The sequence below is a fragment of the Corynebacterium guangdongense genome (assembly GCF_030408915.1).
Taxonomy (GTDB): Bacteria; Actinomycetota; Actinomycetes; order Mycobacteriales; family Mycobacteriaceae; genus Corynebacterium; species Corynebacterium guangdongense.
On sequence record NZ_CP047654.1, the window covers coordinates 82,810 to 107,513 of the forward strand.

At 68.7% G+C, this 24,704-nt stretch carries 22 protein-coding genes and 1 riboswitch; of the genes, 10 read left to right on the forward strand and 12 right to left on the reverse strand.

Going from position 1 to position 24,704, the window contains the following annotated elements:
- Positions 1 to 48: 48 nt before the first annotated feature.
- The 4 genes from CGUA_RS00420 to bsaP all read left to right on the forward strand — a co-directional run bounded on the left by CGUA_RS00420 (position 49) and on the right by bsaP (position 4,975).
- Complete coding sequence (locus tag CGUA_RS00420; RefSeq protein WP_290196592.1) at positions 49 to 1,065, forward strand: pyridoxal-phosphate dependent enzyme; 1,017 nt, start codon at positions 49 to 51, stop codon at positions 1,063 to 1,065.
- On the forward strand, positions 1,062 to 3,740 hold the full coding sequence (locus tag CGUA_RS00425) for an FAD/NAD(P)-binding protein (protein WP_290196594.1): 2,679 nt from the start codon (positions 1,062 to 1,064) through the stop codon (positions 3,738 to 3,740). Before CGUA_RS00420 ends, CGUA_RS00425 begins: the two co-directional genes overlap by 4 nt.
- A gap of 64 nt (positions 3,741 to 3,804) precedes the next feature.
- Positions 3,805 to 4,800, forward strand: a complete 996-nt coding sequence (bioB, locus tag CGUA_RS00430) for a biotin synthase BioB (protein WP_290196596.1) — start codon at positions 3,805 to 3,807, stop codon at positions 4,798 to 4,800.
- Entirely contained in the window at positions 4,793 to 4,975 is a 183-nt protein-coding gene (bsaP, locus tag CGUA_RS00435) for a biotin synthase auxiliary protein BsaP (protein WP_310169391.1), read from the forward strand. Before bioB ends, bsaP begins: the two co-directional genes overlap by 8 nt.
- Here the strand turns inward: bsaP and CGUA_RS00440 are convergent.
- Complete coding sequence (locus CGUA_RS00440; protein WP_290196600.1) at positions 4,972 to 6,024, reverse strand: alcohol dehydrogenase catalytic domain-containing protein; 1,053 nt, start codon at positions 6,022 to 6,024, stop codon at positions 4,972 to 4,974. The genes bsaP and CGUA_RS00440 overlap by 4 nt on opposite strands.
- Before the next feature lie 96 nt (positions 6,025 to 6,120).
- On the opposite strand from CGUA_RS00440, the gene CGUA_RS00445 reads away from it, so the two are divergent.
- The 3 genes from CGUA_RS00445 to CGUA_RS00455 all read left to right on the forward strand — a co-directional run bounded on the left by CGUA_RS00445 (position 6,121) and on the right by CGUA_RS00455 (position 9,653).
- Positions 6,121 to 7,053 (forward strand): Sir2 family NAD-dependent protein deacetylase, encoded by a 933-nt coding sequence (locus CGUA_RS00445; RefSeq protein ID WP_290196602.1) that lies wholly within the window; start codon positions 6,121 to 6,123, stop codon positions 7,051 to 7,053.
- 93 nt (positions 7,054 to 7,146) lie between these two features.
- On the forward strand, positions 7,147 to 7,371 hold the full coding sequence (locus tag CGUA_RS00450) for a heavy-metal-associated domain-containing protein (protein WP_290196605.1): 225 nt from the start codon (positions 7,147 to 7,149) through the stop codon (positions 7,369 to 7,371).
- Positions 7,372 to 7,727: 356 nt separating this feature from the next.
- On the forward strand, positions 7,728 to 9,653 hold the full coding sequence (locus CGUA_RS00455; RefSeq protein ID WP_290196607.1) for a heavy metal translocating P-type ATPase: 1,926 nt from the start codon (positions 7,728 to 7,730) through the stop codon (positions 9,651 to 9,653).
- Positions 9,654 to 9,725: 72 nt separating this feature from the next.
- Here the strand turns inward: CGUA_RS00455 and CGUA_RS00460 are convergent, their stop codons facing one another.
- From CGUA_RS00460 to chcC1, 7 genes are read right to left on the reverse strand one after another with little or no spacing between them, the layout of a single operon-like run.
- Positions 9,726 to 10,052, reverse strand: coding sequence for a 2Fe-2S iron-sulfur cluster-binding protein (locus CGUA_RS00460; protein ID WP_290196609.1), 327 nt, complete (start codon positions 10,050 to 10,052; stop codon positions 9,726 to 9,728).
- A gap of 32 nt (positions 10,053 to 10,084) precedes the next feature.
- Positions 10,085 to 11,317, reverse strand: a complete 1,233-nt coding sequence (locus tag CGUA_RS00465) for an NAD(P)/FAD-dependent oxidoreductase (RefSeq protein ID WP_290196611.1) — start codon at positions 11,315 to 11,317, stop codon at positions 10,085 to 10,087.
- A 31-nt stretch (positions 11,318 to 11,348) separates the two neighbouring features.
- Entirely contained in the window at positions 11,349 to 12,605 is a 1,257-nt protein-coding gene (locus CGUA_RS00470) for a cytochrome P450 (RefSeq protein ID WP_290196613.1), read from the reverse strand.
- Between the two features lie 33 nt (positions 12,606 to 12,638).
- Entirely contained in the window at positions 12,639 to 14,402 is a 1,764-nt protein-coding gene (gene chcC2, locus CGUA_RS00475) for a 4-oxocyclohex-2-ene-1-carboxylate 5-dehydrogenase (RefSeq protein ID WP_290196615.1), read from the reverse strand.
- Between the two features lie 32 nt (positions 14,403 to 14,434).
- A complete protein-coding gene (locus tag CGUA_RS00480) occupies positions 14,435 to 15,832 on the reverse strand; it encodes an MFS transporter (protein ID WP_290196617.1) in 1,398 nt (465 codons plus the stop codon).
- Positions 15,833 to 15,837: 5 nt separating this feature from the next.
- Positions 15,838 to 16,143, reverse strand: a complete 306-nt coding sequence (locus CGUA_RS00485) for a Dabb family protein (protein ID WP_290196619.1) — start codon at positions 16,141 to 16,143, stop codon at positions 15,838 to 15,840.
- A 9-nt stretch (positions 16,144 to 16,152) separates the two neighbouring features.
- Positions 16,153 to 17,781: a 4-oxocyclohexanecarboxylate 2-dehydrogenase gene (chcC1, locus tag CGUA_RS00490; RefSeq protein WP_290196621.1), complete on the reverse strand. Its 1,629-nt coding sequence runs from the start codon at positions 17,779 to 17,781 to the stop codon at positions 16,153 to 16,155.
- Positions 17,782 to 17,976: 195 nt separating this feature from the next.
- On the opposite strand from chcC1, the gene chcB1 reads away from it, so the two are divergent.
- Positions 17,977 to 18,759: a trans-4-hydroxycyclohexanecarboxylate dehydrogenase gene (gene chcB1 / locus CGUA_RS00495; protein WP_290196624.1), complete on the forward strand. Its 783-nt coding sequence runs from the start codon at positions 17,977 to 17,979 to the stop codon at positions 18,757 to 18,759.
- Here chcB1 and CGUA_RS00500 read toward each other — a convergent pair whose 3' ends face one another.
- Genes CGUA_RS00500 through CGUA_RS00510 form a run of 3 tightly spaced genes read right to left on the reverse strand, consistent with a single transcriptional unit; the run spans position 18,760 to position 21,272 of the window.
- On the reverse strand, positions 18,760 to 19,575 hold the full coding sequence (locus CGUA_RS00500) for an IclR family transcriptional regulator (RefSeq protein ID WP_290196625.1): 816 nt from the start codon (positions 19,573 to 19,575) through the stop codon (positions 18,760 to 18,762).
- Positions 19,576 to 19,605: 30 nt separating this feature from the next.
- Complete coding sequence (locus CGUA_RS00505) at positions 19,606 to 20,769, reverse strand: NAD(P)-dependent malic enzyme (protein ID WP_290196627.1); 1,164 nt, start codon at positions 20,767 to 20,769, stop codon at positions 19,606 to 19,608.
- Between the two features lie 41 nt (positions 20,770 to 20,810).
- On the reverse strand, positions 20,811 to 21,272 hold the full coding sequence (locus CGUA_RS00510; RefSeq protein ID WP_290196629.1) for a hypothetical protein: 462 nt from the start codon (positions 21,270 to 21,272) through the stop codon (positions 20,811 to 20,813).
- 15 nt (positions 21,273 to 21,287) lie between these two features.
- Positions 21,288 to 21,404: riboswitch (SAM riboswitch) on the reverse strand.
- A 62-nt stretch (positions 21,405 to 21,466) separates the two neighbouring features.
- Here CGUA_RS00510 and amn point away from each other — a divergent pair.
- Complete coding sequence (gene amn, locus CGUA_RS00515; RefSeq protein WP_290196631.1) at positions 21,467 to 22,888, forward strand: AMP nucleosidase; 1,422 nt, start codon at positions 21,467 to 21,469, stop codon at positions 22,886 to 22,888.
- Between the two features lie 112 nt (positions 22,889 to 23,000).
- A complete protein-coding gene (locus CGUA_RS00520) occupies positions 23,001 to 23,819 on the forward strand; it encodes a hypothetical protein (protein ID WP_290196633.1) in 819 nt (272 codons plus the stop codon).
- Here CGUA_RS00520 and CGUA_RS00525 read toward each other — a convergent pair.
- Positions 23,816 to 24,562, reverse strand: coding sequence for a nitroreductase family protein (locus CGUA_RS00525; protein WP_290196635.1), 747 nt, complete (start codon positions 24,560 to 24,562; stop codon positions 23,816 to 23,818). The genes CGUA_RS00520 and CGUA_RS00525 overlap by 4 nt on opposite strands.
- Between the last annotated feature and the right edge of the window lie 142 nt (positions 24,563 to 24,704).

The following is a 24,704-nucleotide window of genomic DNA, read 5'->3' on the forward strand; positions in this document are numbered from 1 at the left end:
AGAACCGTTCGGCCAGCTGTGAAACAGCTAAGGGAGTAGCATGCGGGTATGAAAGGCGACCTCAACCCCCGCGGTGAATTTCACCCTGTGTACGACTGCGTCACTGACGCGACGGGCGACACCCCGCTGGTCCGGATCGATGGGCTGCTCGCGCCCGTCACCGGCTACCCGCTCTGGGCGAAACTGGAGTCCTTCAACCCCAGCGGCTCCGCCAAGGATCGCACGGCGAAGGCCATGGTCGACGATGCGGTGGCCGCCGGGCTCCTGCGGCCCGGTTCCGTGGCGGTCGAGTCCAGCTCCGGCAACCTCGGCGTTGCACTGGCCCGCTTGTCGACGCTGGGTGGCTGGCAGTTCCACTGCGTCGTCGATCAGCGCACCAATTCCAGCACCCTGGCGCACATGAAGGCCCTCGGCGCGACGGTCCACCAGATCACCGCACCCGATCCCGAAACCGGGGACTGGCTCATCGCCCGGCGCAACCGCGTGGCCGAGCTGATCGAGGAGCTCGGCGCCATCAATTTCGACCAGTACTCCAACCAGGCGGCCTTCCGCGCCCACGAGGAGGGCACGATGACCGAGATCGCCGCCGCCCTCCACCACGCCCCGGATCACCTCTACGTCGCGGTGAGCACCACCGGCACCATCGGCGGCTGCCAGCGCTGGCTGCGGGCACATGACGCCCCGACCCGGGTGGTCGCCGTCGATTCCGTCGGCTCCGTGCTTTTCGACGGTGAACGCGGCACCCGCCTCCTGCCGGGCTACGGGGCGGGAACGGTCACCGACCTGTCGCGCCAGGTCAGGCCCGACACGGTGCAGCGGATGAGCCCCGCCCAGGCGGTCGACGGCGCCCGTCGGCTGGCCCGGACCACGGCCGTCCTGCCCGGCGCCTCCGGGGGAGCGGTCGTCGCGGCCTACCTCGACGACGTCCGCACCGGCGCCGTCCGGCCCGGCGAGGAGACGGTGCTCGTCCTGCACGACGAGGGCACCGCCTACCTGGACACCATCTACGACGACGACTGGGTGCATGAGAACATCGCCCCGATCCTGGAGGAGAACAAGCAGTGACCCGAATCGCGATCATCGGCGGCGGCCCCCGTGGACTCTGGGCCGCCGAGGAGGTCATCCGACTTTCCCGCGAACGCGGGCTACCCGTCCCCGACGTCGACGTCTACGACGATCCGGCGTCGGCAAGCGCCTACGACGTCGCCCAACCCGATTACTGGCGGGTCAATGTGCGCTCGGCGATCATCCGCACAGGCATCGGCGCCTTCGACGACTGGCGCGACCCCGATGACGGCTTCGGGGAATTCCCGCCCCGCGCCCTGGTCGGGCGCTTCCTCGAGGACTCCTGGGCGGTCCTCCCGGTCAACCGCATTCCGCGCCGGGTCGAGGACCTCGACACCGCGGCCTACGACGAGATCCTCCTCGCCACCGGCCACGCCTGCACCTGGCCGGGGGCGCTGCCCGGCGCCGTGCCCGTGTACCCCGCCGGGTCCCTCGACGTGGTCTCGCCCGGCGAGCGCGTCGCCGTCCGCGGTGCGGCGTTGACCTTCATTGACGCCTGCCTGGACCTCACCGTCGGCCGCGGCGGGTGCTTCCGGGACGGGCGCTACGTCGCCTCCGGGCGCGAACCCGCCGCGATCATGCCCTTCACCCGCTCGGGCCGGCTCATGGAGGTCAAGCCGGATCCGCCGACCCGCGTGGAACTGCTGCACGTCATCGATCCGGCCCGGCCCGCGGTGCTGAGGGCCCGTTCGCTGCCAGAGCTGATCGGCGTCATCGGCGCCACCGCCGCCCGGCTCGCCGACGCCTCCGGCACCTCCGACACCGATGCCTCCGCCGAGATCGACGCGGTCCTCGCCGGCACCGACGCCACCGACGACGAGCTCGGGGCCCTGCGCGCCGGAGTGGCCGGGACACGAAGCGCCCGCGCGGCCGTCGGCCTGGCGTTTCGTGAGCTTTACCCGGAGATCGTGTCCCGCTACTCCTACGGCGGCCGCGCCACGCTCGAGGGTTTCGGTGAGTTCGCGGCCCGCATGGAACGCCTCGCATTCGGCCCGCCCCGCCACAACGCGGAACGCCTGCTCATGCTCATCGACGCCGGCGTCGTCACCCTCGACCACCTCGGCTCCGGCTCTGCTCCCGAGGCCGACGTCCTGGTCGACTCCGTGCAGGCCCCGGCGCGGGTGCTGCCCGGGACGCTCGAGCACCGGCTGGTCACCGAGGGCGTGGCCCGCCTGGCGCCGGAGACCGAGGCGCTGGACGTGGAGGCCGACGGCACCCTGGTGGGCCAGTCCCACATCGCCGCTGTGGGGCGCATGACCGAGCAGGTCGTGCTGGGCAACGACACCCTCTCGCGGGCCATGCACACGACGATTCCGCGCTGGGCCGAGCGGGTGGTCGGCTCCCGGGGGCTCAACCCGGACCTCCACGGCACCCCGCCGATGACCGCCCGGCTGGAGCCGTGGATGTCCGCGCTGACGCCCGGTTCCGCCGCCGGCCTGCTCGCCGAGTACGGCAGCCCCGTCAACGTCCTGGAGACCGGCGCCTTCACCCGCAACGCGGCCGAGCTAGTGGCCTCCGGGGCGCGCAACGACGTCGACGTCCGCGTCTTCTACGCCCGCAAGGCCAACAAGGCGCTCGCTTTCGTCGACGCCGCCGTCGAGGCCGGCCACGGAGTGGACGTCGCCAGCTACCGCGAGCTGGAGCAGACCCTGGCGGCGGGGATGCCGGGGGAGCGCATCATCCTCAGCGCCGCCGTCAAACCGGACGCCCTGCTGCGCCTGGCCGTGGACAACGGGGTGACGGTGTCGGTGGATTCCGTCGCCGAGCTGCACCGGCTCTCCGCCCTGGCCGCGGGCCGGCCGGTGGCCGTCGCCCCGCGCCTGGCCCCGGACCCGGCCACGATGCCGCCGACCCGCTTCGGCGAGCGGGCGTCGACCTGGCGCGAGGCGCTGTCGGCGCCGGTGGACTCCGTCCGCGTCGTGGGTGTGCACGTGCACCTGCACGGGTACGCGGCCGCCGACCGGGTGGCCGCGCTGCGTGAGGCCATGGACCTCATCGATCTGCTCTCGCCGATCCATCCCGGCATCAGCTTCATCGACGTCGGCGGCGGCGTGCCGATGAGCTACCTCGACGACCGGGAGCAGTGGGAGCGCTACCAGTCGCTGCGCGCCGACATGGCCGCGGGACGGACCGAACCCTTCACCTGGAAGGGCGATCCGCTGGCGAACACCTACCCCTATTTCCAGGAGCCGGTGCGGGGGGAGTGGCTGGACGGGATTCTGGCGCAGGTGGGTCCCGCGCTGCGCGAGCGGGGCCTGCGCCTGCACCTGGAACCGGGTCGGAGCCTGCTCGACGGGTGCGGGGTGACGCTGATGGAGGTCGCCTTCGTCAAGACGCGCAGCGACGGGGTGCCCTTGATCGGGGTCGGCGCCAACCGCACCCAGGTGCGCACCACCTCGGACGATTACCTGGTGGATCCGTTGCTCCTGCGCACGCAGCCGCACTCGGAGGAGGTGGAGGGTTTTCTCGTCGGTGCCTACTGCATCGAGGACGAGATCATTCTGCGCCGCCGGATGCGTTTCCCCCGCGGCGTGGCGCCGGGCGACGTCCTGCTCATCCCCAACACCGCCGGTTATTTCATGCACATCCTGGAGAGCGCCTCGCACCAGATTCCGCTGGCCCGCAACGTGGTGCTTGGAGAGGACGGGCCGGAGCTCGACCGTATCGACGACTGAACGTCGTTCACCCTGGCCACCCCTGCAGTTGAACACTGTTCAGGGGCGGGGTTAGTCTCGTCGCATGACTGACATTCTGGATCGCATCCGCGCCACGACGCTGGCCACCGGCGCCTCCCTGCCCTACGACGGCCTGGTCGAGGTCCTCAACCTGCCCGACGAGCGGCTCGAGGAGATGGCCGCCCTGGCCCATGAGGTCCGCCTCGCCTGGGCCGGCGACCTCATCGAGGTCGAGGGCATCATCAGCCTCAAGACCGGCGGCTGCGGCGAGGACTGCTCCTTCTGCTCCCAGTCCGGACTGTTCACACAGTCCCCGGTCCGGGCGGTCACCCTCGACGTCGGCGAGCTGGTCGAGGCCGCCAAACAGTCCGCCAAGAACGGCGCCACCGAATTCTGCATCGTCGCCGCCGTCCGCGGCCCCGACGAGCGCCTGCTCGACCAGGTCGAGGCCGCCATCCAGGCCATCTGGCAGGAGGTCGACATCAACATCTCCGCCTCCCTGGGCATCCTCACCCCCGAACAGGTTCAGCGGCTCCAGGCAATGGGCGTGAACCGCTACAACCACAACCTCGAGACCGCCCGCTCCCACTTCCCGAACATCGTCTCCACCCACACCTGGGAGGAGCGCCACCAGACCCTGCGCATGGTCCGCGAGGCCGGCATGGAGGTCTGCTCCGGCGGCATCATCGGCATGGGCGAGACCCTCGAGCAGCGCGCCGAATTCGCCACCCAGCTCGCCGAGCTGGCGCCGGAGGAGGCCCCGATGAACTTCCTCGACCCCCGCCCGGGAACCCCGCTCGCCGAGCAGCGGATCGTCACCCGAGGCGAGGCCGCCCGCACCATCGCCGCCTTCCGTTTCGCCATGCCGGCCACCATCCTGCGTTTCGCCGGCGGCCGCGAACTCACGCTCGGCGACGACGGCACCGAGGCGGCCCTGCTCGGCGGGATGAACGCCATCATCGCCGGCAACTACCTGACCACCCTGGGTCGCCCGGCCGAGGACGACCTCGACATGCTCGACCGCATGCAGCTGCCGATCAAGCCGGTGAGCCGTGTTTGATCCCTACACCGGAGAAGACCTCAGCCTCGGCAGGGTGAAGGAACGCTCCCCGGGCGCCCGCGCCGGACTCGAGGCGCCGCGCTACTGCGAGTCCTGCGGTCGACGCATGGTCGTCCGGATCAACCCGATGGGCTGGGAAGCGACGTGCTCGCGGCACGGGGAGATCGCAGGCTAGACCTCGCCGTGCGGGACGATCACCGCGCGACCGGAGATCGTGCCGTCGACCAGCGCCTGGTAGGCCTCGAGGGCGTCGTCAAGCGAGTAGCGGGTGACCTGCGGGGTGATCTGGCCGGCCTTGTACATGTCGACGACCTCGTGGAGCTCCTCGACCGTGCCCCAGTAGGTGTTGACCAGCTCGGCCTCGTAAGGGGTAGTGAGGAAAGCCCACTCGTAGGGGGAGAGGTTGCCGATGCCCACGATGGTCACGCGCGACTGGCGACCGGCGGACTGCATGGCGGTCGTGACGGTGGCGCCGACCCCGACGAAGTCGAAGGCCGCGTCGACGCCCTGGCCGCCGGTGATCTCGCGGATGCGCTCGACCTGGCCCTCGCCGCCCGGGACGGTGACCGCGCCCAGCTTCTCGGCCTCGGCCATCGCCTCCTCTTTCATGTCGGTGGCGATGATCGTGGCGCCGGTCAGCGCCTTGAGGATCTGCACGGCGATCAGGCCCAGACCACCCAGGCCGATGACCAGCGCGAACTTCCCGCCCCCGTTGAGGTGCGGCAGAGCCAGCTTGATGGCGTGGTAGGGGGTGAGCGCGGCGTCGGCGAGCGGGGCGGCGTCGACCGGATCGGCGTCCCCGAGCGGGACGAGGTTGCGCGCCGGGGCGACGACGTACTCCGCCATACCGCCGTTGAGGCCCAGGCCGACGCCCGCGTAGGCCATCGTCGAGGCGTTCTCGCAGTAGGTGTCCTGGCCGCGGGTGCAGGCGCGGCAGACGCCGCAACCGACCGGACCGTAGATCAGGTACGCCGCGCCCTGCTCGATGCCCGTGACGCCCTCGCCGACCGACTCGACCCAGCCGGAGGTCTCGTGGCCGAGGACGAACTCCGGGTCCATCTGCGGGTTGAGGCCCTCGTCGAACTCGTGGAAGATCGCGACGTCGGAGTGGCAGGCGCCCGCCCCCGCCACCTTGAGCAGCACCTCGCCCGGGCCCGGGGTCGGCTTCTCGATGTCTTTCAGGGACGGGAACGTGTGATAGCCGGTGTGAACAACTGCCTTCATGACAATTCTCCTGAATCGTGGTGTGGGGGAGGATGTTTCCCTTAGCTGAAATGGTACGGAGATCCGGGGGTTGACGCGCTTCGTATTCTGGAGCCCATGAGCCTCCAGGATCCCGCCGTCGCCGCCACCCACGCCGCGGCGCTGCGCTCGATCGCCCGCGTCGTCGACGAGACCGTCACACCGACCGCCCCCGGCGAGGCCCTCGACCGTGTCGCCGATTCCCTGCGGCGCGGTCCCGCGCTGGTGCTCACCGGCGCCGGCGTCTCCACCGATTCAGGCATCCCGGACTACCGTTCCGAGGGCGGTCGCCTGCGCACCGGCCGGCCGATGACCTACCAGGAGTTCCGCCATGACCCCGCCGCCTCCCACCGCTACTGGGCCCGCGGGTTCGTCGGCTGGGCCACGATGAAGCGGGCCCAGCCCAACCGCACGCACTACGCGCTGGTCGAGCTCGAGCAGGCCGGCCTCGTCACCGGCGTCATCACCCAGAACGTCGACGGCCTGCACGCCGATGCCGGCACCTCGCGCCTGATTCCCCTGCACGGCGACATGTCCCACGTGGAATGCCTCGACTGCGGCTTCCGGGAACCGCGCCCCGGGTTCGACCTCCGCATGGAGGAGGCCAACCCCGGCTACCGCGACTCCATCGCCGTCGATCAGTCGATGGTCAACCCCGACGGCGACTTCGCGCTCACCGACGACCAGGTCGCCCGCTTCCGCATGCCCGGTTGCCTGCGCTGCGGCAGCCGACGCCTCAAGCCGGACGTCGTGTACTTCGGGGAATCGGTGCCCCGCGAGCGTCGCGCCCGCGCCGGCGAATTGCTCGCCGCCTCCTCATCCCTCATCGTCGCGGGTTCCTCGCTGGCGGTGATGAGCGGCTACCGCCTGCTTCTCGACGCCGTCCGCGACCGCAAATTCACCGCCGTCATCAACGCCGGCCCCGGCCGCGGCGACCGCAAGGCCGACGTCGTCTGGCGCACCGGCGTCGGCGGCGCCTTCGACTCGCTTCTCGACGCCTTCGAACTCTAGGTGTGCGCTCCTTGATCCGGATCAAGGAACGCGGCGTCCTCAGCTCGTAACTTGAGGGTCAGACAACGAACAGAAATCAGAAAGGACGCCCTCATGACCACCAAGACCACCACCCTCCGCTCCGACGAATTCTCCTGCCCCTCGTGCGTCACCAAGATCGAGACCAAGCTCAAGGGCCTCGAGGGCGTGAGCGACGCCGAGGTGAAATTCTCCTCCGGCCGCATCCTCGTCGAGCACGACCCGGCGCTCGTCAGCGTCCGGGACCTGGTCGGCGCCGTCAAGGACGTCGGTTACAACGCGAAGCCCTCGGCAATCTAGCCCTCCAAGAACCTGACGGGCCCGGTGATCACTCCCGGGTCCGTCCCGCGTTTCCCGCTCCTCTCGCGCGCCGTGCGCGCCGTGCGCGTCGTGCGCGCCGTGCGTCGAGGGCGCGCTTCGTTTCGAAACCCCTCGCCCCGAACTTGCGGGTCCTTTCGAAACGAAGGCCGGAGCTGCGAGGCCTCTGGGGACGAGGCCTTTCGAAACGAAGCTTCCCACCCCACGGCAACCCCTCCTCCCCTCAGCAAAACACCAGTGCGGCCCTCCTTGATCCGGGTCAAGGAACCCGGGAACCACACGCCATAGCTTGAGGGGTGTCAGACACCAACGGACCTCACAAGTAAAGGACAAAGACAATGACGAAGAACTTCTGGAGAACCTGGGGCGTGTCCATCGCCGCGGGCATTCTGATTCTCCTCGCCTTCCTCACCGGCGACGTCGACATCACCGGCGGTCACGATCACGGCGGCGGCTGGAACCACATCGTGCTGGCCGATTACCTCCTGCTCGCGGCCACGGTGGTCGCCGGGTACCAGATCGTCGTCAGTGCCGTCCGGGCGCTGCGTATCAAGCACATCTCGATTGACCTGCTGGTGTCGGTCGCCGCGATCGGCGCGATCATCCTCGGCAATTTCTGGGAGGCCGCGGCGGTCACCTTCCTCTTCGCCATCGGCGGCGCCCTGGAGAAGGCGACGCTGAACCGTACCCGCAAGGCGCTGTCCGACCTGGTCGATTCCGCCCCCGAGACCGCCACGAAGCTCAACCCGGACGGTTCCACCGAGACCGTCGAGCTGTGGGAGCTCATCCCGGGCGACACGGTCCTGGTCAAGAACGGTGAGCAGGTCCCGGTCGACGGCAGGGTCCTCTCCGGTCGCGGGGGCGTCGACGAGGCGCAGATCACCGGTGAGTCCGTCCCGGCCGAGAAGGCGGAGGGTTCCGACGTCTTCGCCGGTACCTGGCTGCGCTCGGGTCTGCTGCGTGTTGAGGCGGTCGGCATCGGCTCTGATTCCATGCTCGCCAAGATCATCCACCGCGTCGAGGACGCCCAGGACGACAAGGCCAGGACCCAGACCTTCATGGAGAAGTTCTCCCAGTGGTACACCCCGGGCGTCATGGTGGTGGCGCTGGTCATCGGCCTGATCACCGGCAACGTCGAACTCGCCCTGACCCTGCTGGTCATCGCCTGCCCTGGTGCGCTGGTCATCTCCATTCCGGTCTCGATCGTGGCCGGCATCGGCCGCGCGGCCCGCGACGGCGTCCTCATCAAGGGCGGCGAGTACCTGGAGACCGCGGCGAAGGTGGACCTGGTCATCGTCGACAAGACCGGCACCATGACCAACGGCCGTCCGGAGCTGACCGACGTCATCTCCCTGGATTCCGCCTACACCGAACACGATGTCCTCACCCTGGCCGCCCGCGCGGAGACCGCCTCCGAGCACCCGCTTGCCGACGCCATCATCCGCGGCGCCCGGAACCGGGGCCTGGAGATCGAGCACGTCGAGATCGCCGAGCCGGTCACCGGCAAGGGCATCTACGCCGAGGTCGACGGCCACAGGATCGCGGTCGGTTCCGCCGACCTGCTGGACGGCGAGGTCGATTCCGCGCCCATCCTCAAGCTGAACGAACTGGGCCGCACCGCCATGTTCGTCGGCGTCGACGGCTGGGCCATCGGCGTCGTGGCGGTCGCCGACACCATCCGCGACGACGCCCCGGCAGCCGTCAAGGCCCTTCACGACCGCGGCATCAGGATCGTCATGGCCACCGGCGACGCCGAGCGTGTCGCCGCCAACGTCGCTGCCGAGCTGGGCATCGACGAGGTCCGCGCCGAGCTCATGCCCGAGGACAAGCTCGACATCGTCAGGGAGTACCAGGAGAAGGGGCACACGGTCGCCATGGTCGGCGACGGCGTCAACGACACCCCGGCGCTGGCCACCGCCGACATCGGCGTCGCGATGGGCGCGGCCGGCTCCCCGGCCGCCATCGAGACCGCCGACGTCGCCCTGATGGCCGACAAGCTGCCGCGCATCCCCTACGCCTTCGGCCTGGCCCGACGCACGGTCCGCACGATGCGCGTCAACATCGCGATCGCCCTGCTGACGGTTGCGGTCCTGTTCGCCGGAGTCTTCGCCGGGGACGTCACCATGGCCCTGGGCATGCTGGTCCACCAGGCGTCGGTTCTGCTGGTCATCGCGATCGCCATGCTGCTGCTGCGCCCGACCCTGACGGAGGACGAGGTCACGGCGCCCCGTGCGGAGGCGGTCCGGGAGGCGGTGAACTCCTAAGGTCCCCGACCAGGCACAGACTGACACCGTCCACCTGCGACGCAGGTGGACGGTGTCGCGTTTCCCGGGGAGCTACTCGTCTTCGGGGGCGATGGTGACGGTGATGTCGGCGAAGTCCTCGTCGTAGGCGACCTGGCAGGACAGGCGCGAGCAGTCCGCGTCGAAGCCCTCGGCGTCCGTCAGGAGCTCGATCTCGTCGTCGCTGCGCGGCTGCAGCTTCTCGATGACGTCCTTCTCGAGGTACACGTGGCAGGTGGCGCAGGACTCGGTGCCGCCGCAGGACGCGAGAATCGGCATGTCGTTGTCGCGCAGCGCCTCCATGAGGACCTGGTCGTCGCCCCAGGGAATGACGTGGGCGTCGCCCTCGCGGTCGATGACGTTGATGTTCTGCTCAGACATGGGGATCTTCCTTTGTGTGGTGGGGTAGGGGATTAGGCGTCGACAAGCACGCTGGCGGCGTCGGAGAGGGAGACCTCCGGGTCGCGGGCGGCGGTGACGTTGATCGGGGTTTTGGCGGCGATGAGCTTCTTCGCCTTCTTGAAGTCGCCGAGGCGGCCGATGGTGTCGATGGCGGCGAGTCGCCCCTCACGCAGGTAGAGCACCGAGAACTTGCCCTCCCCGGGGTCGCCGCGCAGGACGACCTCGTCCTCGGGGTGGCGCACGCCCGCGGTCTGCAGGCGCTTGCCGTGCTGGACGGTCCAGAACCAGGCGATCTCCGGCTTCTGCGGCTCCTGGCCGACGATGTCGTGGGCCGTCTGCAGGGCCTGGTAGGTGGCGTTCTGGATGCATTCGAGGCGTCGCTCGGTGCCCTCGAAGGGGCAGACCGAGCGGGTGACGTCACCGACCGCGTAGATCTTCTCGTCGGAGGTGCGGCCCAGATCGTCGACGAGGATGCCGTCGGCGACCGCCAGGCCGGCGTCCTCGGCCAGCTGCTGGTTCGGGATGACGCCGATGCCCACGACGACCGCGTCGGCCTCGAAGACCTCGCCGGTGCTGGTGAGCACCTGCTCGACCCTGCCGTCGCCGCGGATCTCGGTGGCGCCGGTGTTGAAGCGGAACTCGGTGCCCTGCTCGCGGTGCAGTTCCTGGTAGAAGTGCGACACCGGCTCCGAGGTCACACGTGCCATGATCCGGTCCTGGAACTCCAGGACGGTGGTGTCGCAGCCGGCGGCGCGGGCGGCGGCGGCGACCTCCATGCCGATGTAACCGGCGCCGATGACGATGATCTTCCTGCCCGGCCGCAGGACCCGGCGCAGGTTCTCCGCGTCGGCGTGGGTCTTGAGCATCTGGACGCCGGGCAGGTCCGCGCCCGGAATCGGAAGGCTGCGGGCCGTGGCGCCGGTGGCGACGACGAGACGGTGGTAGGGCTGGACGGTGCCGTCGGCCAGCACGACGGCGTCGTTGTCGCGGTCGATTCGCTCCACCGGGACGCCGGCGCGGAAGTCGACGCGGTCCTCGAACCACTGCTCCTTCCTGAGCAGCTGCGGGCTGCCGTCGTGGTCGGTCTTCAGCAGATCCTTCGACAGCGGCGGGCGTTCATACGGGGTGGCGGCCTGTTCATCGATGAGGACGACGCCCTCGCTCCAGTTGAGCTCCAGCAGGCGGGCGGCCAGGGTGACGCCGGCGTGGCCGGCTCCGATGATGACGACGGGGTTCGTGGACATGGATTCTTTCCTCTCGGGATAGACCGCCCCCTTAGCGGGCGGACAGCTTCATGTGCAGGGAGGTGGGACCGTTGGAGATGTTGTTGCCGTGCGCGAGGGTGACGCCACCCTCCTCGTCGAGCTCGAGGTCACCGACCATCGTCGTGATCAGCTCGGTGGTGATGCGGGTTTCCAGCCGGGCCAGCGGGGCGCCGACGCAGGAGTGCACGCCGTGGCCGAAGCCGAAGTGGCCCTTGTTGTCGCGGTCGATGTCGAAGACCTCGGGGTTGTCGAACTTCTCGGCGTCGTGGTTGGCGGAGGCGATCAGCAGGCGCACGATCGAGCCCTCCGGGATGGTGTAGCCGGCGATCTCGGTGTCCTCCTTTACGCGACGAACGGTGCGGTGGACGGCGCCGCGGTAGCGGGCGAGCTCCTCGACGAACTTGTCGATGTCCTCCGGGTGCTCCCGCAGGCGGGCCAGCACCTCCGGCTCCCGGGACAGAACCCAGAAGGCGTTGGTCATGAGGATGGTGGTGGTGTCATGACCGGCGACGAACATGAAGGAGCACAGTTCGGAGGCCTCCTTGTCGGAGAGCTCGCCGGCCTTCCACATGCGCGCGATGTGGCCTCCGACGGCCTCGGACTCGGACTCGTAGAGCCGCTCGAGGTTCGTGAGCAGGTAGTCGAGGAAGTCGCGGGTGTTCTTCTCCGCGGTGTCGTTGCCCGGGGCGTTGCGGGCCAGCTGGGCGAAGTAGGTGAAGATCTCGTCGGACCAGAGCTTCATCAGGTCCAGGTCGTCGGCCGGCACGTCGAGGATGCCGGAGATGGTGGCCATGGACAGCTGCAGGGAGTAGTCGGCCACGAGATCGCCGCCGCCGTTCTCCAGCAGGCCGTTCATGAGCTGGGTGGCGCGCTCGCGGATGCGGTCCTCCATGATGCCGACGGACTTCGGGGTGAACGCGCCGGCGACGACCTTGCGCAGGCGGTTGTGGTTCGGGGCGTCGTGAAGCGTCAGGAAGGTCAGTGGCGGCGGCGTCATGACCTGGGAGGAGAAGATCTTCGGGGAACGAATCGCGGTGCGCACGTCCTCGTAGCGGGTGAGCAGCCACACGTCCGAGCCCGGGGCCTCGGAACGGACCAGCGGGGCGTTCTCACGGAGCCAGGCGTAGTGCTCGTAGGGCAGACCCTGGGAGCCGTCCTCGTCGATGACCTTGTAGGGCTGCATGCCCTCCGGCCAGTTCAGCTCGTGGGTGTACGGGGGCAGGGTCGTGGTGGCGGTGGCGGTGGCGGTGTCAACGGTGGTGGTCATGGTGACGTCCTTCGGGGTCGGGGGTTCGGGTGCTTAAACCGACTGGGAGACGGTTGTGGAGGTGTGCTTCTGCGCCGGGGCGGCTGTGCTGAGCTTCCTGATGTCGCGGCCCATGCGGTAGCCGAAGACCAGGGCCGGGCCGATGTGGGAGCCGTAGCCCGGGTAGCCGCCGCCGAAGACGGAGACCGCGGCCGAACCGACCGCGTACAGGCCGGAGATGGGGGCGCCGTCGGCGTCGACGACCGCGGAGCGGTTGTCCACGTCGATGCCGGCGAAGGACCCGAGGTCGCCCATCTTGATCTTGGCGGCGTAGTACGGCGCCTTCTCCAGGGCGGCGAGGTTCGGGTTCGGCTGGTGGGTCGGGTCGCCGCGGAAGTGGTTGTAGGCGGTGGAACCGCGGCCGAAGTCGAGGTCCTCGCCGGAGCGGGCGAAACCGTTGAACCTCTCGACGGTGGCTTCGAGAGTCTCCGGGTCGGCGCCGATCTTCTTGGCCAGCGCCTTGAGCGTGGGCGCCTTGACGAGGAAGCCGGTGTCGAGGAAGTATTTGCGCGGGATGGGCCAGGGCTTGGCGTAGCCGATGCCGTAAGTGTGCATGCAGGCCTCGTCGGCGATGATCCAGGCGTAGGTGTCCTTCTCGTCCTTGTCGTGCTCCAGCAGCTGGCGGCCGAAGTCGTGGTAGGACAGGGCCTCGTTGCCGAAGCGCTTGCCGTGGCGGTCCACGGTGATCATGCCCGGCAGGCCGATCTGGCGCAGGTGCGGGAAGAGGCGCTGCTTGCCGTCGCGAAGCTGCGTGAACTCGGTGATCGGCGCCCAGGAGCCCGGGGTGAAGACGTCGCCGTTGATGCGGCCGCCCGCGTCGAGCGCCATTTCGGCGCTGGAGCCGTTGTGGCCGATCGTGGGGGTGATGTGGTTGTCGCCGTTCGGGTCGTGCGGGAAGTGCTCGCTGCGCAGAGTGGTGTTTCCCGTGAAACCGCCGCCCGCGAGGACCACGCCGAGGCGGGCGGTGACCACGCCGGAGTGACGACCGCCGAGGACGGCGCCGACGACGTTGCCGTTCTCGTCGTAGCGCAGCGACTCGACCGGGGTGTCGGTGTGGACCTCGACGCCGGCGTCGAGGGCGGAACGGACCATGCGGGTCATGAGCGCGGAACCGTTGGTGCGCTTGAGCGGCTGGCCGCGCAGGGCCCGGTCGGCCCAGGTGCGGGTGAGCTTGCGGGCGACGTAGAGGAACGCGCTGAGGGAGCGGTTGGCCATGATGACCTTGTTCAGGTCCGGGCCGACCTGCGGCATGTAGCCGAAGACGGTGTAGGTGCTGAGGTAGGGCTGCAGCTCGTGGCGGCGGTCGCCGAGCATGCGGGCGTCGGCATCGTCGGGCAGGATGGCGCGCCCGCCCATCTTCGCGCCGGGCAGATCCATCTGGTAGTCCGGGGCCTTCTCCGGGTAGACGAAGTTGACCTCGGTGTTGTCCTCGAAAAAGGTGATCGCCTCGGGGACGGTGTCGAGGAAATCCTTCACGCCCTGCGCGTTGTAGGTGTCCGGGGCGAGCGCCCGGAGATAGGTCTCCATTTCCTCGCGGGTGTCGCCGGTGGCGGCGGCGCCCTTCGGGTTGCCCGGCACCCAGGCCCAGCCCGCGGAGATGGCGGCGGTGCCGCCGAAGTGGCTGTTCTGCTCGGCGACGATGACGTCGAGGCCCTGGTGGGCGGCGGCCAGCGCGGTGGCCATTCCGGCGACGCCGGAGCCGACGACAAGGACATCGCAGGTGCGTTCGGTGGTGCGATCGGTGGTGGTGGCAGACATGATGATGAGACTCCTGAACGGTGGTGGGGGATTTAGGCGCGGGCGGGGGCCGGGGCGGCTGCGACTGCCTCGAGGTAGGGACGACCCAGTTCGGTGATGGGGGTGTGTGCGGTCTCGCGGGAGAAGAACACCGCGAGGCCGGCGAGCAGGCTGACGACCGCGGCGAAGACCGCGACCGGAATCCAGCCGTAGTGGCCGTCGGTCAGGAGGACGGCGCCGATCATCGGACCGAAGCCGGCGACCACCAGGCCGAGCTGGTTGCCCATCGCCATGCCGGTGTAGCGCACCGGGGAGGCGAAGAGCTCTCCGAAGAAGGAGGGCCAGAGGCCGTTGAAGCCGGAGTAGAGGAAGGTCATCAGCAGCAGCGAGGCGGCGAAGACCAGCCAGATGTTTCCGCTGCCCAGGGCCAGGAAGTAGCAGGGCAGGACGAGGGCGCAACCCGTCATGGCCATCAGCAGCACCGGACGACGTCCGATGCGGTCGGAGGTGGCCGCGGCCAGCGGCATGACCAGCATGGACAGTCCGATGGTGACGGCGTTGACGGTGAGGATGTCGGAGCGTTCGAAACCGGCAGTGGAGGTCGCGTACGACAGACCCAGGACGGTGAAGATGGTCTGCATGACCGAGAACGCGGACATCAGGATGACGCGGAGGACGTCGCCGCCCTGGTAGCGCAGGACGTCGGCGGCCGGCAGGGTGGTCTTCCCGCCGGTGGCCTCCACCTGGTCCTCGAAGACCGGGGTCTCGTCGAGTCTGGTACGGACGTAGAAGGCGACGCCGAGGACGACGACGGAGAGCAGGAACGGGATGCGCCAGCCCCATGTCATGAGGGCCTGCTCCGGGAGCCGTGAGATCGGGATGAACACCACGGTGGACAGGACCATGCCGGCGGCGTAGCCGGACATGACGAAGGAGGTGAAGAATCCGCGCCGGCCCTCGGGGGAGTGCTCGATGGTGAGGGACGAGGCGCCGGCGGCTTCCGCCCCGGCGGAGAAGCCCTGCGCGAGGCGGGCGATGACCAGCAGGATGGTGGCCGTCACGCCGATGGACCCGTAGGTGGGGAGAAGGCCGATGGCCAGGGAGGCGACGCCCATGATGAGCAGGGTGTACATCAGGACCCGCTTGCGGCCGACGCGGTCGCCGAAGTGTCCCATCACCAGCCCGCCCAGCGGCCGGGTTATGTAGGCGACACCGAAGGAGGCGAAGGCGCCGACGGTGGCGATGACCTGGTTTCCCTCCGGGAAGAACAGCGCGGGGAAGACCAGGGCGGCGGCGGTGCCGTAAATGAAGAAATCGTAGTACTCCAGGGTTGAGCCGAGGAAGGAGGCGAGGGCGGCCTTCTTCGGGCTACGACGGGAACCCAGGCTCGGGGATTCGGGGGCCGGGGCGGCTGCAGGGGTCGTGACTGCGGAGGTCTGGGTCGTTGTCATGGGGCTCAGTTCCTTTCATCCGGGAGTTCGAAGTCGACGTAGGCGAGTTCCTCGACGTTGGGAAGCGAGTAGGGCTTGATCGCCTCGTGGAGGGGGTGGGTGTTGTAGGTCTGGATGTCCTCGGCGGACTCGAAGTCGACGATGAGGACGTGGTCCCAGGACTTGTCGGTGTGCAGGACGTCGGGGCCGTGGCTGAGGCCGAGCATTCCGGGGATGTTCCCGGCCATATTCTCGAGGCCGGCCACCCATTTCTTCTCGATGTCCTCGGTGAAGGAGTCCTTCCAGCGAAACATCAGGACGTGACGGATCATCTGTGGTCCTCAGACTCGTGCGTAGTTGGCGACGATGGTCCGGCCGGCCTGGTAGGCCATGGTCATGAGCGGGCCGAGGGTGGCGCCCGCGCCGGGGTAGCCGGCGGCGTAGGGCGACTCGGCGACGTTGCCGGCCGCGAACAGGCCCGGAATGGGGTTGCCGTCCACGTCCATGACCTGGGCGTTGCCGTCGGTGGCGACGCCGCCGCAGGTGCCGAAGGCGCCGTTGAGCACCTCGAGGGCGTAGTAGGGGCCGTACTGCAGCGGTCCGAGCGAGGGGTTGGGCCACTCGCTGGCGTCGTCGCCCCAGTAGCGGTCGTAGGCGGATTCGCCGCGGCCGAAGTCCTCGTCCCTGCCCTTGAGGGCCATGTCGTTGAACCTCTCGACGGTGGCGGTGAGGTTGGCCGCCGGGACGCCGATCTTGTCCGCGAGTTCCTCGAGGGTGTCGGCCTCGATGAGGTAGTCCGGGGTGGGCTGGCCGACGCGGTGGTCGAGGATGCCGTAGCGCTCGAGGTAGGACTGGTCGAAGACGACGTGGGCCGGGGTGTTCAGGGTGGTGTTGTTCGGGGAGTCCCAGGACTGGAGCGCACGGGCGAGGTCGTTGTAGTTCTGGGATTCGTTGGCGAAGCGCCGGCCGTGGCGGTTGACCATGATGGAGCCGGGACCCTGGCGCTCGAAGCGAAGCAGTGAGCCGATGGGCTGCCCGTCGCGGGTGCCGCCGGTCAGGGACATCGGCGCCCACCAGGCTTCGCGGGTGCCGCGGGTGGCGCCGCCGACGCGCTGGGCCATCTTGAGGCCGTCGCCGGTGTTCGACGGCGGGGAGCACATGGTGTACAGGCGGGAGGCCAGCATGGAGTCGGCCAGGGCGTGATCCCACTCGAAGCCGCCGGTGGCCAGCATGACCGCGTCGGCGGCGATGACGGTGTCGTCGATGACGACGCCCGTGATCCTCTCGGCGGTCGACTCGAGGCGCTGGACGCGGGCGTCGACGGCGAAGTGCACGCCCTTGTCGACGCACGCGGCGAGCAGCATCGAGACCAGGGCGTGGCCCTTGGCCGCGAACCCCTCCGCCACGCGCCGGTTGAGCTCGTCCCAGGGGAAGCGGGTGAATGCACCCCAGGTCTCGTACTCCTGCATGGTGTACGGGTGGCGCCCGTCGGTGCGGACGTGTTCGGCGAGGTCACCGAGCGCCTCGCGGTAGTTGAAGAGCTCCGGCTCGATGGTCCGGCCGCCGCTGACCGAACCGGGCAGGTCCATGCGGTAGTCGGGGAAGTTGTCGAGGAAGAGGAACTTCACGCCGAGCTTCTCGTCGAGGAAGGTCAGCATGTCGGCGCCGTGCTTCAGGGCGGCGTCGAGCAGCTCGGCGCGACCCCGGCCGCGGGCGACGGCTTCCACGTAGGTCCGGCCGGCCTCCGTGGAGTCGTTGAAGCCGCCCTGGCGTGCGTAGGGGTTGTCGACGACCCAGAGCATGCCGCCGGAGATGGCCGAGGTGCCTCCGAGCAGGGAGGACTTCTCCGCGACCAGGACGCTGAGCCCGGCCTCCGCGGCGGTGGCGGCGGCGGTCAGACCGGCCGCGCCGGAGCCGACGACGACGAGGTCGTAGTGTTCCTGTGTGTTCGCGTTGTCGAGCATTTTCATGGTTGTTCGTGTCCCTTCTCGCCTTGTCGCTCCACTGCGATGTGCGCCATGGAACGTCGTGTGACACATATCATGCGGAGCCCGGGCCAGGCCTGGGAAGGCGAATGTCATTCAATGAACAACATTCTCTTATTGAATGAAAACCGCTGGAAAACCAGGAGACCCAGGCGACAACGGCCGTTAACCTCCACTGGCATGACCTCAACCATGACCTCAACCATGACCCAGAAAAACGAACGTTTGTCAGGAAAAGTCGCCCTCGTCACCGGGGCCGGATCCGGTATGGGGGCCTCGCACGCCCGCATGCTCGTGGCGGAGGGCGCCAAGGTCGTGCTCACCGACGTGGACGACCGGGCGGGCACCCGGCTGGCGGGGGAAATCGGTTCCGAGCGCGCCCACTTCGTGCACCTCAACGTCACCGAGTACCAGGAATGGGAGAACGCCGTCCGGGAGGCCGAGGAGGTCTTCGGCAAGCTCGACGTCCTGGTCAACAACGCGGGCATCTTCACCGCCGGCAGCGTGGAGGACGCCAGCCTCGAGGACTGGCGCAGGACCATCGACATCGACCTCAACGGCACCTTCTACGGCATGAAGGCCGCATTGCCGGCGCTGAAGAAGAACGACACCGCCTCCATCATCAACATCTCCTCCATCGCCGGGTTGACCGGCTTCAAGAACCGCGCCGCCTACTCCGCCGCCAAGTGGGCGGTGCAGGGCCTGACCAGGACCTCCGCACTGGACCTGGGCAAGTACAACATCCGAGTCAACTCGGTCCACCCGGGCAGCGTGGAGACGCCGCTCACCGCCGGGCTGAAGCGCGGCTTCGGGCAGATTCCGCTGGGCAGGGCGGCGCAGGTCGAGGAAATCTCGCACCTCATCATCTACCTCGCGTCGGACGAGTCCACCTTCGCCACGGGCGGAACCTTCGTCCTGGACGGCGGCGAAACCGCGGGCAACAACCTCCGCGCGGACCAGTAGTTACCGGGAGGGGTAATTCTCCGGTTCCGGGTTGGTCTGCCGGTCCATGGGCAGCAGGTCATGGGGGATGCTGCCGTGGCGGCGCTGAATTGCGCGGGCGCACAGCCGCATTTGCGGAACGATGACGTTCAGATTCTCCTCACCGAGCGGGACAATGACCGTCACCGCCGCGATCACGTGGTTGGCGTCGGTGAACACGGGGACGGAGATGCCGGTCGATTCGGGGATCATCGCGCCACTGCTGGTGATGAAGCCGTCCCGGCGGGCGCGGGCGAACGCCTCCCGCAGTTTCGCCGGCTCGGTGATGGTGGTGTCGGTGTAGCGCTGCAGGTTTCGCCGCAGCATGAGGTCGCGGCCTTCCGGTGGGCCGAAAGCGGTGAGCACCAGGCCGGAGGAGGTCGCATGCGCCGGCAGCCGGGTGGCCACCGAGATGATGTTGACGGTGTTCTCGTGCGGGTTGAGGCGTTCCAGGTAGAGCACCTCGTTGCGGTCCAGGATGCCGATCGAGACGTGCGCGTGCAGGTTCGCCGCCAAATCCTCCATGGGGGGAAGGGCCGCGTCGCGCAGTGTCTGGGCGTGTGAGCCTTTCGAGGCGATCTCCCACAGCCGGTTGCCCTGCTGCCACAGGCCGTCCTCGGTGCGGGCGACCAGGTCCTCGGCCTCCAGCTCACGCAGCAGGCGGTAGGTGGTCGACAGCGGCAGGTGGGCCTCCTCGGAGAGAACGCGCACGGGAAGCGGGGTGTTGTGGGCGGGGAAGACCGCCAGCAACCGGACCACGCGCGTGATCAGTGATTCTCCGGAGGGGGAATTGGCCATGCCTTGCGAGCATAGCCACGCGGCCTGGGACTACCCCCGCCACGCCTTCGCCACCGCGTCGGCGACGGCCCGGGCGACCCGCCCGTCCAGGGCGGAGGGCACGATGTTGTCGGCGGTGGGCTTGTCGACGAGCGAGGCGATCGCGTCGGACGCGGCCAGCTTCATCCCCGGGGTGATCGCCGTGGCCTGCGCCTCCAGCGCGCCGAGGAAGATGCCCGGGAAGGCCAGCACGTTGTTGATCTGGTTCGGCCGGTCGGAGCGGCCGGTCGCGACGACGCCGCCGTGGCGCTCCGCGACTTCCTGGGCGATCTCCGGGTCCGGGTTCGCCAGCGAGAAGAGGATCGGGTCCTGCTGCATGAGCTGGACGGTCTCCTCCGGCACCAGCCCCCGGGAGACGCCGATGAAGACGCTCGCGCCGGCGAAGGCCTGGGTCGGGCCGCCGGTGACGCCGCGCGGGTTGGTGCGCGCCGCCAGATCCTGCTTGACCGGGTTGAGATCCTCCCGGCCGGAGTGGATGACGCCACGGGAGTCGAGGACGACGATGTCGGGGACGCCGGCGTCGAGAAGCATGTTGACGCACGCGATGCCCGCGGCACCCGCGCCGGAGACGACGACACGCAGGTCGGCGAGCTCCCGGGCGAGGACCTTCGCGGCGTTGCGCAGCGCGGCCAGGATGACCACCGCGGTGCCGTGCTGGTCGTCGTGCATGACGGGGATGTCGAGGGCCTCGATGACGCGCCGCTCGACCTCGAAGCAGCGCGGGGCGGCGATGTCCTCCAGGTTGATCGCCCCGAAGGAGGGCGCCAGCGCCGTGATGATGGCGACCAGCTCGTCGGTGTCCTGGGTGTCGAGGACGACGGGGATGGCGTTGAGGCCCGCAAACTGCTGGAACAGCTGGGCCTTGCCCTCCATGACCGGCAGCGCGGCCTTCGGCCCGATGTTGCCCAGGCCCAGGACCGCGGAACCGTCCGAGATGACCGCCACGGTGGTGCCGGTGCCGGTGTACTCGCGGGCCTTGGCCGGGTCCTCGGCGATGGCCTCGCACACGCGCGCGACGCCCGGGGTGTAGCTGATGGACAGGTCACGCATCGTGTGCAGGGGATGTACCGAGGTGACCGAGAGCTTGCCGCCCCGGTGCGCCTCGAAGATCTCGTCGTCGGTCAGTGGCGTGCGCAGGGACGGGTCGGTGTGCATGTCGGTCCTCCGGGGTGGGGAAGGGGCGGGTGGCTCCCAGCCTACGGAAGCATAATCGTGCCTCCGCCCATTGTCAGCGCCTCGTCGAAGGTCGTCGGCGTCGTGGTCACGCACTCGCTCGGCTCCTGGGCGAGGCAGAGCGGAGTGCCGGAGACGCCCGGACCCCGGTCGCCGGTTTCCTCCAGGTTGATCGAGGTGACCGTGAGCAGGTGGAAGCGTTCGGAGAACTCGACGCTCAGCTCCGGGGCGCCCAGGGTGATGCGCCGCAGCGCGCGGGCGATGTTGGCGGTGTCGTGGTGCCACAGGCGGTGCAGCACTCCGCCGGAAGTGAAGGTGAGCCAGTGGCCCTCGACGTCGAGAAGCTCCGCGGGGGAGTAGGTGTCTTCCTGCCGGCACAACCGCGCCTGAATCCAGTGGGTGCGGTGACCGGGCGTGTAGAGCCTGCAGGAGCGGTCGAAGCCGCCGGTGTAGTGGTCGTTGACGTAAGCGTGCAGGGATCCCATGGGAGCCTCCTGAAAATTGCGTTCTTCCCTGCCCGAGGTTGGCGGGCGGGCCGATCTTCCTCCGGGGGCACCGTGTGCGCGACGCGGTTGCCAGTCGGCGTGCCGGAGGGCTTGTCGCCGATCTTCCTGATCGTGTCCGCCACCCTAGCAAATGCAGACCAAGCTGTCTAGGGTGGTTTCGCTACGGTGGGGGCATGAATCCGCAGAACATGGAGAAGGTCACGTCGGTGGACGCAGCCGTCGACAAGCTCGTGGAGCTCTACGACACGGCCTGTGAGACTGCCCGGACCTGCATCGCCAGCCAGGACTACGAGGCCTACGTCGACGTCGTCTATCCGAAGATCACCGTCGACGTCAACGAGTGGCGCCCCATCGACCGCACGGAGCCCTACGGCTACGTCAACGAGGCCGGCCGTTACGCCGCCGAGGTGTCCAAACCCGGCCTCATGCGTGACTACCTGCACGACCAGCTCACCCGCTTGACCCGCAACTACCCCTGCGACGTCTTCGTGGGACCGAGCCAGACCCGCATCCCGCCCGAGTACATCGCCGGCATGCCCGACGTCAGCGAGGCCCGCCGGGCAGGCGACGTCGGGGAGGTCATCCCGCGCCCGACGCTCGACGACGTCCACGACGCCATCGTCGACGGCGACTGGGACGCCTTCCACGGCGAGGAACGCCCCCTGCTCCACTTCGGGCCGCAGCGCTTCGACATCGCCTGCGCCCGTCTGGAGCACTACACCGGCATCGACGTGGAGTCGCTGCAGAAGTACATCCTCTTCACCAACTACGCGATGCACACCACCGAGTTCGTGAAGTTCGGGCTCCGTCAGCTGCAGGATTCGCAGTCGCGCTACGAGCGGCTCATGCTGCCGGTCGGGGAGACCATCGGACGCGGCGATGAACGCGAAATCGAGGACCTCACTCTCGAATCCCGTTTCCAGATGCCGCGCTACGATCTGGTCACCGCCACCGGCGACGGCATCACCATGATCAACATCGGCGTCGGCCCCTCCAACGCCAAAACCATCACCGACGCCCTCGCCGTCCTCCGTCCCGAGGCGTGGATCATGATCGGCCACTGCGCCGGCCTCGACGCCCGCATGCGCATCGGCGACCTCATCCTCGGCAACGCCTACCAGCGCTACGACCACATCCTCGACGAGCGCATCGGCCACCACAACCCCATCCCGGCCGTGCCCGAGGTCCAGCGCGCGCTGGAGGCTTCCGTCCACTCCATTTACGGTGAGGAGAAGTCCCAGATGCGCACCGGCACCGTCATCTCCACCGACGACCGCAACTGGGAATGGAAGACCCCGAAGGATCTGTGGGAATGGCTGCGCGGCTCCACCGCCGCCGCCGTGGACATGGAGTCCTGCGCCATCGCCACCAACGGCTACCGCTACCGGATCCCCTACGGCACCCTCCTCAGCGTGTCCGACCTGCCGCTGCACGCCGTGCCCAAGCTGCCCGCCCAGGCGCAGGCCTTCTACGAGAACTCCAAACAGGCCCACATGATGTGCGCCGTCGACGCCATGGAGAAGCTGGCGCAGGACCCCGAGAAGCTGCACACCCGTAAACTGCGCAGGACCATGGGTGAGGTGCCGTTCCGTTAGCGGGTGGCGGCGCTAGTCGGTCGACCGTCGGCCAAAGATTGTCGGAATTGAGAGGAATGGAGAGGGGAAACCAGGAATAGAGTGGAGTGACCACATCAGGTGAGGAGTCGCCATGGCAGAATCATTCGAGTCGATGCGTCGGCGCGCTTACCTGGCCACCGGTGAGTCCACCCTGGAGGTCGGCGGTAAGCGGGTGATCGACAGACTGCGGATTCCGGTGACCGTCGAGGACCCGCGGAGTCTCTCGGTGCGGATCGCCTCCCGGCGCCCGCAGGGCCAGGTCGCGGTTCGTTTTGACGCGCACGCGTGCGGATTGGTCATGGCGGACGGGGTCTCGGCCCGTTCGGTGCGCTTCATCCACGGGCAGTCCGCGGACGGTCGGCTCGGCGTCACCGGGGTAGGCGAGGGCGCCTACGTCAGCGTCATCAACGAGTACCTCGAGGACGGGGAGTTCCGCAGCGGAGGCGGTGATGCGGGGATGGTCACGGAGAGCGAGGGTCGGCGGATCCACGTCCGCGCCAACGGCTCGAAGCCCTATGACCGGATGCTCTTCGAGGACGTCGAGGTGTGGATTGACCTGGACCGAGAGGTGACCGTCACCGCGGGGGCCCTCGATCCGTACCCGCATTTCCCCTTCGCCGAGTACCTCTTCTTCGAGAGCGGGTCGGACACCGAGGGACTCCGCGGCGAGGAGCTGCAGCAGTCCGTGTGCGTGCGCAACCGCAGCGGCGCAATCGGCCCGAAGCTGCAGGAGGTGCTGGGCGCGTATCATGCGCAGGGGAAGCGGCTCGACTGGTCCGGCGACCGGGTGGTGCAGTTGTGCGCCGACCTGGAGGAGGTCGACGAGAACACCCTGGTGGAGCGCGCCCGGGAGGCGGGCGTGTGCCTCATGCGGGTAGCCGATGGCGCACTCCTGTACGAGCCCCGCTAGATGTCGAATCCCTGGGCCCGGGCGACCTGGAGCGACTCGTCGTGGGGGTCATGATCGGTGGTGAGCCGGCCCAGGACCTGGTTGGTGAAACTGTCGACGCGTCGGTTGGCGTCGCGCAGGTCGTAGTAGGTGGTCATCTCGGCGTCGTACTCGGCCAGCGCCTCGGTCCAGTTCTCCTGCTGCTGGTAGCCGTTCTCCATGACGCGGAAATGCTTCGGCATCCGGGGCTTGAGCTGCGGATCCTGGTTCGGCCACCCCAGGGTCATGCCCACCACGGGGAAGGTCAGTTTCGGAAGATTCAGCGCCTCGATGACGCCGGCGGTGTCGTTGTGGATGTTGCCCAGGTAGTTCGCGCCCAGGCCGAGGGACTCCGCGGCGACCACGACGTTCTGGGCCATGAGGCAGGCGTCGGTGAATCCCTCGACGAACACCTGGGTGCGCGCGGCGGCGGCCTCGTCGCGGCCGTGCTCCCGGAGGATGGTGGCGTTACGGGCGGCGTCGACGATGAACAGCAGGTACACCGGCGCGCGGCGGACGTACTCCTGACGGCCGATCTCCGTGAGGCGGTCCCGCAGCGCCGGGTCCGTGACCCGGATGATGCCGCAGTGCTGCAACCCGCGGGAGGAAGCGGTCTGCATCGCGACGTCGTAGATGGTGTCCAGAATGTCGTCGCTGACGTCCTCGGTGGTGAACTCACGGATGGTGCGGTGCCTCAGCTGGGTGGAGATTGTTTCGTTGCTCATGGGGTACAGACTAGGGCAGGACCGCGGCGGGACCCATCGACGCCAGCCCGGAAACCATGGGCGTGGGGCAGGTGCGAGCACCGCCGTTGCGGGAGGAGGGGGCCGGGCCCGGGTGGTAGGTTCGGGGCAGGATCACACTTTC